The organism is Spirochaetota bacterium, assembly GCA_034190085.1.
Classification (GTDB): domain Bacteria; phylum Spirochaetota; class UBA4802; order UBA4802; family JAFGDQ01; genus JAXHTS01.
Genome location: JAXHTS010000058.1, coordinates 69,206 through 82,300, shown reverse-complemented (window position 1 = coordinate 82,300; position 13,095 = coordinate 69,206). Strand labels below are relative to the sequence as shown.

General features: G+C 37.2%; 11 protein-coding genes. 3 read left to right on the top strand and 8 right to left on the bottom strand.

Annotated features, from left to right (window positions below):
* Positions 1-194: 194 nt before the first annotated feature.
* Both SVZ03_11880 and SVZ03_11875 read left to right on the top strand, forming a co-directional pair.
* On the top strand, positions 195-2,225 hold the full coding sequence (locus SVZ03_11880) for a bifunctional (p)ppGpp synthetase/guanosine-3',5'-bis(diphosphate) 3'-pyrophosphohydrolase (protein ID MDY6934902.1): 2,031 nt from the start codon (positions 195-197) through the stop codon (positions 2,223-2,225).
* A gap of 109 nt (positions 2,226-2,334) precedes the next feature.
* Complete coding sequence (locus SVZ03_11875) at positions 2,335-3,729, top strand: aspartate ammonia-lyase (GenBank protein MDY6934901.1); 1,395 nt, start codon at positions 2,335-2,337, stop codon at positions 3,727-3,729.
* Between the two features lie 89 nt (positions 3,730-3,818).
* Here the strand turns inward: SVZ03_11875 and mce are convergent, their stop codons facing one another.
* The 6 genes from mce to SVZ03_11845 are packed head-to-tail and all read right to left on the bottom strand — an operon-like array spanning position 3,819 to position 9,574.
* Positions 3,819-4,220, bottom strand: coding sequence for a methylmalonyl-CoA epimerase (gene mce / locus SVZ03_11870; GenBank protein MDY6934900.1), 402 nt, complete (start codon positions 4,218-4,220; stop codon positions 3,819-3,821).
* A 31-nt stretch (positions 4,221-4,251) separates the two neighbouring features.
* Positions 4,252-4,650 (bottom strand): cobalamin B12-binding domain-containing protein, encoded by a 399-nt coding sequence (locus SVZ03_11865; GenBank protein MDY6934899.1) that lies wholly within the window; start codon positions 4,648-4,650, stop codon positions 4,252-4,254.
* A 14-nt stretch (positions 4,651-4,664) separates the two neighbouring features.
* Positions 4,665-6,335 carry a methylmalonyl-CoA mutase family protein gene (locus tag SVZ03_11860; GenBank protein ID MDY6934898.1) on the bottom strand — a complete coding sequence of 557 codons (1,671 nt, stop codon included), beginning with the start codon at positions 6,333-6,335 and terminating at the stop codon, positions 4,665-4,667.
* A 10-nt stretch (positions 6,336-6,345) separates the two neighbouring features.
* Positions 6,346-7,890 (bottom strand): acyl-CoA carboxylase subunit beta, encoded by a 1,545-nt coding sequence (locus SVZ03_11855; protein ID MDY6934897.1) that lies wholly within the window; start codon positions 7,888-7,890, stop codon positions 6,346-6,348.
* Positions 7,891-7,936: 46 nt separating this feature from the next.
* The gene (locus SVZ03_11850) at positions 7,937-8,410 is read right to left on the bottom strand and encodes a hypothetical protein (protein MDY6934896.1); all 474 of its coding nucleotides are present in this window, start codon (positions 8,408-8,410) and stop codon (positions 7,937-7,939) included.
* A gap of 18 nt (positions 8,411-8,428) precedes the next feature.
* Positions 8,429-9,574: a sodium ion-translocating decarboxylase subunit beta gene (locus tag SVZ03_11845; GenBank protein ID MDY6934895.1), complete on the bottom strand. Its 1,146-nt coding sequence runs from the start codon at positions 9,572-9,574 to the stop codon at positions 8,429-8,431.
* A gap of 501 nt (positions 9,575-10,075) precedes the next feature.
* Between SVZ03_11845 and SVZ03_11840 the strand changes: the two genes are divergently transcribed.
* Complete coding sequence (locus SVZ03_11840; GenBank protein MDY6934894.1) at positions 10,076-10,420, top strand: FHA domain-containing protein; 345 nt, start codon at positions 10,076-10,078, stop codon at positions 10,418-10,420.
* Positions 10,421-10,473: 53 nt separating this feature from the next.
* On the opposite strand, the gene SVZ03_11835 is transcribed toward SVZ03_11840, so the two are convergent.
* Together SVZ03_11835 and SVZ03_11830 are read right to left on the bottom strand one after the other, a co-directional pair.
* Entirely contained in the window at positions 10,474-11,424 is a 951-nt protein-coding gene (locus tag SVZ03_11835; GenBank protein MDY6934893.1) for a 2-dehydropantoate 2-reductase, read from the bottom strand.
* A 164-nt stretch (positions 11,425-11,588) separates the two neighbouring features.
* On the bottom strand, positions 11,589-12,230 hold the full coding sequence (locus SVZ03_11830) for a hypothetical protein (GenBank protein MDY6934892.1): 642 nt from the start codon (positions 12,228-12,230) through the stop codon (positions 11,589-11,591).
* Between the last annotated feature and the right edge of the window lie 865 nt (positions 12,231-13,095).

The window sequence follows — 13,095 nt, the reverse complement described above, 5'->3', positions numbered from 1 at the left end:
ATGTCTATAGCTCAGGATGACAAATAAAATCTAAATAAAGAAAAATATTTGATTGATATTCAAAAAAATAAGAAGATAATAAATGTACTCAACTACTTTTGGAAATATCCATCAATTGCAGGCAATGAAAATCTCATCTATGATGGATATCCACAATAATAATTATTAAAAATAAATATTTTTCAGGGAAATCAATGCCAGAAATTGAATTCAAGATTAGAAGCAGGGATATAGACACATTAGTAGACATCGTTACCCAGTATTGCACCCAAATAGAGATTGAGCAGCTATCTAAGGCATATGAATATGCCGAAAATGCCCATAAATGCCAATTTAGACTTTCAGGCGAACCCTTTATCATCCATCCCTTAGAAGTGGCAATTATCCTTGCCAATCTCAATCTTGACATTACCACAATAAAGGCAGCCCTCCTACATGATGTTGTTGAGGATACTGAAACATCACTTGAATTCATAAAAGAAAAATTTGGTGAGGATACATCATTATTAGTTGATGGAGTCACCAAAATCTCATCTATAAAAAAACGCACACGCTATGACGAACAAGCCTTAAATCTCAGAAAGATGCTCCTTTCAACAATAAAGGATGTAAGGGTAATAATAATTAAACTGGCTGACAAATTACATAATATGAGAACAATTATGTTTCAGCCAGAAGTTAAACAGAAACAGATAGCAAAGGAGGTTTTGGACATTTATGCTCCCATGGCAGGAAGATTGGGTATTTCAAAAATAAGATCAGAACTCGAAGACATCGCCTTTCGTGTTTTGTATGCAGAGGAATATAACAAAATATCAAGAGAGGTTGTTCAGAAAAAGCAGGAGATAGTGATATATATTAAAAATATTGAAAATACCCTACAGGATAAATTAAACGAGAATAATATTAAGGCTGTAATAACTGGAAGAGCAAAACATTACTATTCCATTTTCAGAAAAATGCAATTACAGAAGAGGCCCTTAGATGATATATTTGATATTAGGGCGATCAGAATAATAACTGATGAAATAAAAGACTGTTATGCTATCCTTGGAATCATTCATACAATCTGGCCACCAATAGGATCCAGGTTTAAGGACTACATAGCGGTTCCAAAATCTAATATGTACCGATCTATCCATACAACCGTTATTGGGCCTGAAGGTCATGCCTTAGAGATTCAGATACGGACATGGGAAATGCATTCAACCGCTGAGATGGGGATTGCCGCTCACTGGCTATATAAAGAAGACTCCAATGTGTCTGAAAACGAATTCATTAACTTGGCCCTCCTTAAAAATATAAACAAATGGCCTGCGGAACTGAACGATACAAGAGAGTTCATGAAGGAACTCAAGATGGACCTATATGATGATGAGATATTTGTATTTACCCCAAAGGGTAAGATAATAAACCTTGCTAAGGGATCTACTGCTATTGATTTTGCATACGCAATCCACACTGAAATCGGTAATCACTGTATTGGCGCAAAGGTCAACAACACTATCGTTCCACTAAGATCTGAGATTAAAAGTGGCGATATCATTGAAATCCTTACAAGCAAAAAGGGACATCCATCACAGACATGGCTAAAATATGTTAAGTCATCCAATGCCAGATATAAAATCAGAAGCTGGCTACGAAATCAGGAAAACAATCAAAAAGTCACTGAACCTGATGAACCAAGCAACAAGGATGAAAAAATAGCTGAAGTAACAATTCCAAAAGATGAACTCCTCAGGATAAAGGATTTTCCCAAACGTAAAATATTGGGGATTAGCGTAGATGGGACATCAAACATTCAGATTAAATTATCCCAATGCTGTCAACCTATCCCTGGTGATGAAGTAATCGGATTTATCACCAGGGGCAGAGGGATCACCGCACACAAGAAGGACTGTTCTTCACTCAAAAGGTTGTCAATAGAAAAAGAAAGGCTTATTAATATAATATGGGAATCATCAGAGAACATATATCCGGTCAAAATAGCTGTTTTTGCCATAGATCGTCCGAATCTGCTAAAAGATATTGTTAGCGAGATATCCCTTCATAATACAAATATGCTTAAAGTTGAAGCCCAGGTAAAGGAAAAGGATAATGCAATATTTAAATTTGTGCTTCAAGTGAGGAATGTTGATCATCTGAAAGAGATAATCTCACGCATAAAAAAGATTAAAAGTGTTTCCAAAGTTCATAAGATAAATGAAAAAGTTTTAATTAAATAAGCAAATCTTGGTTTGACTGATCGCTTAGTTTCAGTTGAAATAAATACTAATATAGAATCAATTAATAAAGAATAACTAAAATATAATACCTCATAGGAGGATTATAAACATGAGAAAAGAGCATGATCTGTTAGGAGAACGAGAGGTGCCGGAGGATGTCTATTGGGGTATACATACTTTACGAGCTCAAGAGAACTTTCCTGTATCAGGATATAGACATCACCCTGATTTTATTCGGGCCTTGGCAGAGGTAAAAAAAGCCTGTGCTGAGGCTAACATTGAGATGGGGTACTTAGACAAAGAAATTGGTTTAGCTATTATATCAGCTTGTAATGATATAATAGATGGAAAATTACTCAGGCAATTCGTTGTGGATGTATTTCAGGGGGGAGCTGGAACATCCAATAATATGAATGCAAATGAGGTTATAGCCAATAGAGCCATTGAGATAATGGGCGGTAAACTTGGTAATTATAACATCGTGCATCCGAATAATCATGTTAATCTCCACCAATCTACGAATGATGTCTACCCGACAGCCATAAGGATAGCGCTGATAAGATCATATCGTAGATTGTCAATAGCAGTAGCATTGCTTCAAGATGCATTCGAAGCAAAAGCGCATGAGTTTTCTGATATCCTAAAGATGGGCAGAACCCAGCATCAGGATGCTGTACCTCTTACCTTAGGGGATGAATTCAGCGCTTATGCTGAGGTGATTAAACGTGATAAGGCTCGTATAATTGAATGTGAACAGATATTTAAGCGGGTTAATCTCGGAGGCACTGCCATAGGCACTGGGATCTCAGCCCCAAAAGGATTTGGTTGCTTGGCAATTGAAAAGCTAAAACAGAATACTGGTCTTTGGCTTCTTCAAGCATGCAATCTCATTGATGCCACGCAAAATATTGATAGTTTTGCCAGTGTTTCCGGTGTACTAAAAATACATGCGCTGAATATTTCTAAAATTTCCAGTGATCTCATGCTCTTGCATTCAGGCCCAAGAGCAGGATTAGCAGAGATTAGGCTTCCTGAAATGCAGGCAGGCTCATCCTTGATGCCTGGGAAGATTAATCCGGTAATCGGAGAAATGATTGAACAGGTAGCTATGCGTGTAATATCCAATGATTATGTGGTTTGCGAAGTAATACGACGCGGTAGGTTGGAGTTAAATGCTTTTCAACCATTGCTTTCGCATTGTCTATTTGAGACAATCACCATACTTGAAAACGGGGACAGAATCTTTGCTCACAAATGTGTTTCAGGGGTTGAGGCGAATAGAAAAGCCTGTCAAGAGCATTTAAACAAAGGTTGGAGGGAGAACGGTCTTCCCGCTTTAGTCCCCTATCTCGGATATGAAAAGTGTACTGAAATCGCTATGAAAGCCAAGGAGAGGGGAATGAGTCCGCGACAATTCATATTATCTGAAGGCATTTTCACTGAAGAAGAGTTAGACTCTATTCTCTTTGCAAAGGACTATGGGATAAGCAATATATGCAAATAGATATTCCTTATATGGACTTATAATAATTCAGTTACATCCTATTGATAAATTTTCAGAAAATTCAAGGACCCAATGAAATCCTAAACACCTTAACGCTCACAGAGTTCTAGGAGAACCCCACCTGTGGCCTTTGGATGAAGGAAGGCTATTTGAGCGCCACCCGCTCCTTTTCGTGGATTTTCATCAATGAGTTTTATCCCTTTACTCTTGAGTTCAGCAAGCGCTTCTTCAATATTTTCAACTCTAAGGGCGATATGTTGAATGCCTTCACCCTTTTTCTCAATATACTTAGCTATCGGGCCATCCTTCTCTGTCGATTCAAGCAATTCAAACTCGCCCTCACCAAGAGGAAGAAATGCGACCTTAACCTTCTGCTCTTCAACCACTTCAGTATCCTCCAACTTTAATCCAAGGACATCCCTGTAGAAGGATAATGATGCTTTAATGTCATTAACAGCAATTCCGATATGATCAATATGTTTAATTTTCATTTTCACACCTCAAACACTCTTGTGATTTAGACTAATTCACATTACTCTCTATAAACTTTACAATCTCTTTTGTGTCTGTGCCTGGACCAAAAATTTCCTTTATCCCACATTCTTTTAGGGCAGGGATATCACTCTTAGGTATCACTCCACCTCCAAGAACAAGTACATCCTTTAGGTCTTCCTTCCTGAGCAGGTCCATTACACGCGGAAAGAGGTAATCATGAGCTCCTGAGAGTATACTCATGCACAAGACATCTGCGTTTTCCTGAAGGACTGCGCTAACGATCTGTTCAGGTGTCTGCCTAAGGCCGGTATAAATAACTTCCATTCCAGCATCCCTGAGCGCCATTGATATTACCTTAGCCCCTCTATCATGACCATCTAATCCAGGTTTAGCAACAATAACTCTTAATTTTTTTTTGTCCACCATCTTTATTCTCCTAATTAAATAACAAAGGATACTTTATACTCTCCGAAGACCTTCCTCAGAACATCACAAATCTCGCCTAGAGTCGCCTTTTCTCTAACGCAATTAATTATTAGAGGCATAAGATTTGCGTCACTCTCCGCGGCTGCCCTTAATGCATTTAACTCCTTCTCCACTGCTGCCTTATCTCGCTTATCCTTCATGGCCTTAATCTTCTCAATCTGTCTCTCTCTAACCGCTGGATCAACCTTTAAGAGATTTGAAGGTTCTTCCTCTTCAGTCTGGAATTTATTGACTCCAACAATAATATTCTCTTTTGACTCAACCCCCTTCTGATATCGATAGGCAGTATCCTGTATCTCCTTCTGTATATATCCCTTTTCAATCGCGCTTGGCGCACCACCAAGTTCATCTATCTTTTTAATATAATTCATGGCCTCAGATTCTATTTTGTCAGTTAACGATTCGATATAATATGAACCAGCCAATGGATCTACTGTATCAGTCACCCCGCTTTCATAACCTATTATCTGTTGTGTCCTTAATGCGGTCTGCACCGCATCCTCTGTCGGAAGCGCCAGAGCTTCATCCATTGAATTTGTATGAAGCGACTGTGTGCCCCCAAGAACCGATGCCATTGCCTGAAAGGCGACCCTTACAATATTGTTCCTGGGTTGCTGTGCAGTGAGCGTACAACCAGCAGTTTGTGTATGAAATCGCATCTGGAGCGTCTTAGGATTCTTTGCGTTAAAGCGCTCCTTCATAATTTTTGCCCAGAGCCTTCTTGCAGCGCGAAACTTTGCAACCTCTTCTAAAAAATCAAGATGTGAATTAAAAAAGAAGGATAGCCTCGGACCAAATGCATCAACATCTAAACCGACCTTGATCGCCGCATCAACATAAGCGATCCCATTCGCAAGGGTAAATGCAACCTCCTGGATAGCTGTTGATCCAGCCTCACGAATATGATAACCGCTAATGCTGATTGTATTCCATTGTTCAACATTTTTTGAGCAGTATTCAAATATATCCGTTATTATCTTCATCGAAGGTTTGGGAGGGAAAATGTAGGTGCCTCTTGAAGAATACTCCTTCAGAATATCATTCTGAATGGTTCCTCTAAGCTTATCAGGAGAAACACCCTGTTTCTCTGCAACCACTATATACATCGCAAGCAAAACAGCAGCCGGCGCATTTATTGTCATTGATGTGCTTACTTTATCAAGGGGTATTTCATTAAAGAGGGTCTCCATATCCTCAAGCGAATCAATTGCTACTCCCACCTTTCCTACTTCACCCTCTGCCAAAGAATGGTCAGAATCATACCCTATCTGGGTTGGGAGATCAAAGGCAACGCTAAGGCCGGTCTGTCCCTGATCCAGTAGATATCGATATCTCTTATTTGACTCCTCAGCAGTGGCAAATCCAGCATACTGTCGCATTGTCCACAATCGCCCCCTATACATAGTAGGTTGGACACCCCTAGTATAAGGATATTCGCCTGGGAAACCAATATTATCCATATAGCTCGAATCTTCACCATCTAAAGGAGTATAAAGCCTCTTTGTAGATATACCTGATATCGTAGCAAACTCCTTTTTTCTCTCAGGTCTCTTCTCAGAGGCCTTCTCAACCTTTTCTTCCCACTGCGATAGAACCTCATTTAATTTTCCTTCTTCATGTTTCATAATCTCACCTCTACAATGGAATATTACCATGCTTCTTAAAAGGAATAGAATCTTCTTTATTTTTTAAAACCTCAAATGCCCTAATAATCTTCTGTCTGGTATATCTTGGCAATATAACCTCATCTATATATCCAAGTTCCGCTGCTTTATAGGGACTTGCAAAGGTATCTCTATAATCAGAAATAAACTTCTGCCTCGCAGCCTTGGGATCGTCGCTGGCCTTTAACTCCTTTCTATATAAAATATCCACAGCCCCTTCTGGTCCCATTACGGCGATCTCAGCAGTTGGATATGCAAAATTGATATCGCCCTTGAGATGTTTGCTGCACATTGCATCATAAGCACCACCATAAGCCTTTCTAGTTATTAAAGTAACCTTTGGAACTGTAGCCTCAGAATAAGCAAAAATAATCTTCGCGCCATTAGTAATAATCCCTAAATACTCCTGCTGCACCCCAGGTAAATATCCTGGAACATCAACCAGGGTAAGGAGAGGAATATTAAAGGCATCGCAAAATCTTACAAATCTAGCGCATTTCTTCGAGGCATCAACATCTAAACAACCTGCTAAAAATCTGGGTTGATTCGCAATTATGCCAATAACATCGCCATTCAATCTCGCAAACCCAACCACCATATTCTTGGCATAATGCTTGTGTGCCTCAAAAAAGACTCCATTATCAACAACACTCTTTATTATCTTTTGAATATCATAGGGTTTTGTTGGGACATCAGGGACTACTGTGTCCAATTCTTCATCAATCCTGTTAGGATCGTCACCACCATCAATCCTTGCAGGTTTCACAAGGTTACTGGATGGCAGAAATGATAAAAGCTCCTTTACTCCATCAAGGCACTCTTTATCGCTCTCATAGGCAAAATGGGCAACACCGCTTGTAGTGTTGTGGCTCATCGCCCCACCTAACTTCTCGGTAGTCACCTCTTCACCAGTAACGTTCTTTATTACCTGAGGACCGGTAATAAACATATAACTCGATTTTTTTACCATAAATATGAAATCCGTTAAGGCAGGTGAATAAACCGCCCCACCCGCACAGGGCCCCATTATAACTGAAATCTGGGGTATCACACCAGATGCGAGAACATTCCGACAGAATATATTGCCATATCCGCTTAGGCTGAATACTCCTTCCTGAATTCTTGCACCTCCAGAGTCATTCAATCCTATAATGGGGGTTCTGCTCTTCACAGCCAGATCCATAACCTTACATATCTTCTCCCCGACAACACCACTTAGAGAGCCGCCAAAGATTGTAAAATCCTGTGAATATAAATACACCGGTCGCCCATCAATCTTTCCATAACCTGTAACTACACCATCACCAATTATTTTTGTCTTCTCCATATCAAAGTCTGTACAACGGTGAACAGTATATTTATCGAACTCTTCAAAGGTGCCATCATCGAGAAGATATTCAATCCTCTCCCTAGCGGTCATCTTCCCTTTTTCATGTTGTTTTTCTATTCTTTCTGCGCCGCCACCAAGCTCTGCTTCTTCATTTAATTTTTGTAATCTTTCATACTTCTCTTCCAAGGTCTCCATATTATACCCCTATTATCTGCATAATAATTTAAGATTCTCACTTTTCCGGTTCTGGAACTAATCTTGATATTATTCCACCAGATATATACATAGATATTAACAAAACTAAAAGCACAACAAAAACACCGATGAATCTTATAACAAGCGTGCCTACAATCCAAGTCCAGCTATTCTTGTATATTGAAACAAATACACCTTCTTGATCGGCCCTATCAATTATTTTTATTTTATGCCATTCTCTGCTTCCCCAATCGTGTATTATTACACCATTGCCATCCTGCATCGTCTCCCATTTAATATCCTTTTCATCCTTTAATTCACTCTTATAATAATCAATTATCTCATCTAAGGGTATACCCTTATACTGAAATTGGATCCTTGTTGCCTCTTGAGATGCACAAGCTTCACCTTGGGGATAAACCGGGGCTTGTACATTCTGATTATTCATAGAAGCATAAACCCCTAAGGATGTCATAAATATTATAAGTAATATAAATACTATTCTTTTCATAAACACCTATTCCATTTCTTATTTAAACATAGCAATAAACATTCCAGCCGCTGCTGCTGAGCCGATTATACCCGCTAAATTTGGCCCCATTGCATGCATTAATAAATGATTTCTCTTATCATATTTCAGACCAATTACTTGAGAAACCCTTGCAGCCATTGGCACAGCAGAAACCCCCGCTGACCCTATTAAAGGATTTATCTTATCATTCAAAAATTTGTTCATTATTTTTACCGTAAGAATTCCACCAAATGTACATACAGCAAAATCGATGAGTCCTATACCGAATATGAAGAGGGGTTTCCAGCTAAGAAATTTGTCCGCCTGCATTGTTGCGCCAACAGAAACACCAAGAAATATGGTAACGATATTCATCAATGAACCCTGTGCTGTATCGGAGAGCCTGTCAACAACCCCGCTCTCTTTCATTAGATTTCCAAGCAGGAACATCCCCATTAACGGAATAACAGAAGGCACAAGTAGCGCAATTATTCCTGTTGTAACAATAGGAAATATTATCTTCTCCCTTTGCGAAACATGTCGTAATTGCTTCATCTTTATAGCCCTTTCCTCTGGACTAGTCATCATCCGCATAATAACTGGTTGGATAATCGGAACCATGGCCATATAGGAATAAGCGGCAAGGGCATTGGCGCCCAAAAGCTGAGGAGCAAGATGCTGCGTTAAATAGATTGTTGTAGGCCCATCTGCTCCACCAATAATACCAACTGATGCTGCCTCTTTTAAGGTGAAGCCTGCAAGCACTGAACCAGTAAATGTAATAAATACACCAAGTTGCGCCCCCGCTCCAATAAGTAGCGACTTTGGATTTGCTATTAGCGGTCCTAAGTCTGTCATAGCGCCCAAACCAAGAAAAATTACGCAAGGGATAACCTCCCATTCAACGCCATAATGATAAAAAATGTTAATAAGTTCTCTGTGACCCTGTTCTGTGAAACCCATCAAGGGGGTTAATGGGAAATTAACAATAAAAATACCAAATCCTATGGGAAGTAGAAGTAGAGGTTCATACTTTTTGGCAATTGCAAGATAAAAAAAAAGGCATCCAATACCCCACATAATTACCATTTTCCAGCCTATATTCATTAAGCCTGTGGTATGAAAGATGTTGCTAAGCATCTCAAGAACTTCAGCAAAAGTCATAAGCAATTCTCCATTCTATAAAAAATATATACTTTCTGCTCCAATTGCATTGAAAATACTATATTTACTCTACATATACCAAAACATCATCACAACTATATTAATCAAATGGTTATACATTCAAAACCTATTCTTTCTCTAGCGTTAAGGTGTATTATAAACAAGTCACATCTCAAATCCAACATCACTGAATAATATAACTTGACACTTAATCAAAAACATTAAATAATCAATGATGATTAATATATACTATAAATATAATATGCTTCCTAATTTTAGGACTTGACCAAATATAATTTGAGAGTTGGAAAGGTCAAGATAAAATGAAATATCATTAATAAAAAAAATTAATTATAATATTTGGCATATATATTAAAATTATCCCACAATCCGGATGTATCAATTCAAGATAATCTTTTAAATAAATAAATCCGGAATGATTGACTATATATCTCACCAATGAAATGCAAGTTTCACATCAGCATTCAGGAAGCATCAATTATGGATCAAAAGACCTTTTACAAGCGTGATGAAGAGGGCAAAAAAGTCGCTAAAGAATTAAAGACAAAAATAGCAAAGATTCGATTTAAAAATCGATCCATTCATATAAACAAAATTATCACAATTGGTAGGGATGAGCTTAATGATATTGTTATCAAGGACGACCCACTCGTCTATAGAAGGCATGCTATAATAGAAAAAGTTAATAATATATATTATTTACAGGACAAGGGAAGCACTAATGGCACTTATCTCAATAATAATCCAGTACTTGCAAAAGGGAGAATCCAGTTAAAAAGCGGAGATGTAATAATGATTGGAAAGACAAAGTTGAATATTCTATAAGTAATCTCAGAGGAATTTCATCCCAAATAAGCTAATACACATTCCCTTCCCTTCTATTCAGAAGAAAAACTCTCCTCAATAAACCTGATCATATTGTAAACAAACATATTGTTTCTGACGTCAATACCATATTGACTCCCAAGCCTAACTACTGCGCCATTCAAGGCATCAATCTCTGTTCTCTTCTTTTCTCTAATATCCTGCAGCATTGAAGCCTCATGCCTTGCTGTTGGAGGGAGAAGTTCTTCATAAAACACCTTCAGGTATTCTTCTGAGGATTCCCAAAAGGATTGACATCCCCCCCCCTTCATAACCTTAAATATTTCATCCACAATATTTCCAATTATCCTGCGTGAATACTCCGATTCCCCCAGGTCACCATAGGGCACTCCAAAAATTGCTCCTAATGGATTGAGAGCACAATTATACAGCATCTTTGCCCATAAATCTTTCTCAATACTATGAGTTATTTCACAGGGGACGCCCCCTCTATATATAGACTCACATAAATCCTTAATATCCTCTAATTTATTATCATAAAGACTGCCAATATGAATAGCATCCGCATGAACTGTAATCTCTACCTCATTTTTTCTTGGCCTATAAAAACCTGTAATAACTCTTGCATTGTATATTTTAGAGCATGGAATTATCGAAGCAAAGTGTTCAGCATTCCCCCATCCATTCTGAAACAATACAATTTTTGAAATCTGTGTTAAGTTTATATTCCTGGCTAAATCATTGGCAACAGCAATGGAGTCATAGGATTTGGTACATACCAGGATAAAGTCATATTCCTCATCCTGCACCTCAGATGATAACTCATAACTATTAAACATGCTGCCCTCAGCATGATATTCTCCAAATAATCCAGTTCTAAAGAGCCCATAGTCTCTTAAAAGAGATACTGTATCTTTTCTAGCTATAATATCAACACTGTTACCAGATTTAATGAGACAACTTGCTATTCCAAGCCCAACCGCTCCTCCCCCAAAAATTAACACCTTCAACACAACCTCTCCATCTGCACAACAATAATGATCAGGTTCTCAATACCCTTTAGCAGTTTCATAATCAGTATTATGAATCATGTGATTGATCCTTCCTTAACCTATTCTCCTAATGTGAAAAATAAAGTGAAGCAATTAGTCAACATTCTATAATAATATCAATCTGGTAATTTTATAACATTATTTAATAATGGGATAAAATTATAATAATTTATGATACACTTGACATGCCTATCAATTGATTCATCATCCGTTACATCTATTAGATAATTAAATACTTCATTATAATACTGCTTCAACCTGCTACGACTATCACCTATTTTTTTACTCTGTTCAACATTTAATCCACAGAGTATTTTACTCGATATTCCAGATAAATTAAGAAATTCATTAATATCAACTATATAGTACCTTTTATATGTAATATCTTTCATATTAAAAGAAGTAATTATTTCGCCATCTCTATTTGGCTCACGAGTATAAAATCTACGATTTGCATCACCTTTTTCACTGAGTTTCATAATATACCTATCAAAGGCTTCTCTCACAAATTCAATCATCCGTTCTTCGCCATCAATACCCTCCCAGGGGCTCCAATTGACTTTTCCATCATGGGTCTTACAATATAAATATGGATCCTGTGGATAGTTATAGAAGAAACGCGGATACCATTTTTCAGGCACCAAGTCGGGTTTTAACTCAGGCATGCTTGTATAAAATCCATCAATAGCTTTTATAATATTTGCTATGTCGAGGTACGGTGAATGTTGTACTCCATTAAATTCTATTACTATCCCCATCTATTGAATCCCACAAATTTGATGATATCACATCCCCTGAAGCCAAATTAAAGCAAAATTCATTCTCTATCTTCTTTTCAGGCACCTTCATCCTGATAGAAGATGAAAATCGTCCTGAACTCTTATATCAAGTTTAACAATATGATCTCTTATAGTCAAGCCTTCTCCAATTCCACCTGATAATAATCAGTAACTTTTAAAAATTATATAAGAGAACCCCCAGAATAAGCGAGGATCATGACATTCCCCTTGCTATTAATTAACAATTTACCTATTTCGGTAATTGTAATCCTAGTTGCAGAACTTATGATTACCAAGTCTTAACTGCCCTAATTTTATTAGGGCTTCATACATATATGTATTCACTCTAAGGTATAGACTTAAAATATTGACCACCTGCAGAATAGTTACAAAGATAAAATTTCTAAATTTTATATTGAGAAATTTGACTAGGTTCAATTTTTGAAAAAAAATACAAAAAAATTATATATTCAACATTTTTCAGTTGACAATTGTTTTATAATCTGATATCTATTAAAGATTTGATTCTAATTCATTTTAAAAATATTAATACAACTATTATTCATATAAAAATAGATATAATAAATACTCTGACATAGAATCTGGGGTTTATATTGAATTGACATAAATCCTCTTAATAATTTCTAAAATAATTATACCAATTCTACAAAACCTCAAATTCATCGAATAATTAGAATATTTTTGGAGTTCAACCTCCTATTGTAATAAAATTTTTGTTAATGCAACAACATAAATATTAGGTTTAGGGTTATCCTATGAATTGATATGCAGAGTCATATAGGTAATTTATTTAAATATATAAATGGCAATATCATCAATTCTA

Excerpts from the sequence above, each read along its gene's own strand:
- SVZ03_11845 (MDY6934895.1), bottom strand. The coding sequence starts at position 9,574 with ATGACTTTTGCTGAAGTTCTTGAGATGCTTAGCAACATCTTTCATACC.
- SVZ03_11860 (MDY6934898.1), bottom strand. The coding sequence starts at position 6,335 with ATGAAACATGAAGAAGGAAAATTAAATGAGGTTCTATCGCAGTGGGAA.
- mce (MDY6934900.1), bottom strand. The coding sequence starts at position 4,220 with ATGAAAATTAAACATATTGATCATATCGGAATTGCTGTTAATGACATT.
- SVZ03_11850 (MDY6934896.1), bottom strand. The coding sequence starts at position 8,410 with ATGAAAAGAATAGTATTTATATTACTTATAATATTTATGACATCCTTA.
- SVZ03_11865 (MDY6934899.1), bottom strand. The coding sequence starts at position 4,650 with ATGGTGGACAAAAAAAAATTAAGAGTTATTGTTGCTAAACCTGGATTA.
- SVZ03_11830 (MDY6934892.1), bottom strand. The coding sequence starts at position 12,230 with ATGGGGATAGTAATAGAATTTAATGGAGTACAACATTCACCGTACCTC.
- SVZ03_11840 (MDY6934894.1), top strand. The coding sequence starts at position 10,076 with ATGGATCAAAAGACCTTTTACAAGCGTGATGAAGAGGGCAAAAAAGTC.
- SVZ03_11880 (MDY6934902.1), top strand. The coding sequence starts at position 195 with ATGCCAGAAATTGAATTCAAGATTAGAAGCAGGGATATAGACACATTA.
- SVZ03_11875 (MDY6934901.1), top strand. The coding sequence starts at position 2,335 with ATGAGAAAAGAGCATGATCTGTTAGGAGAACGAGAGGTGCCGGAGGAT.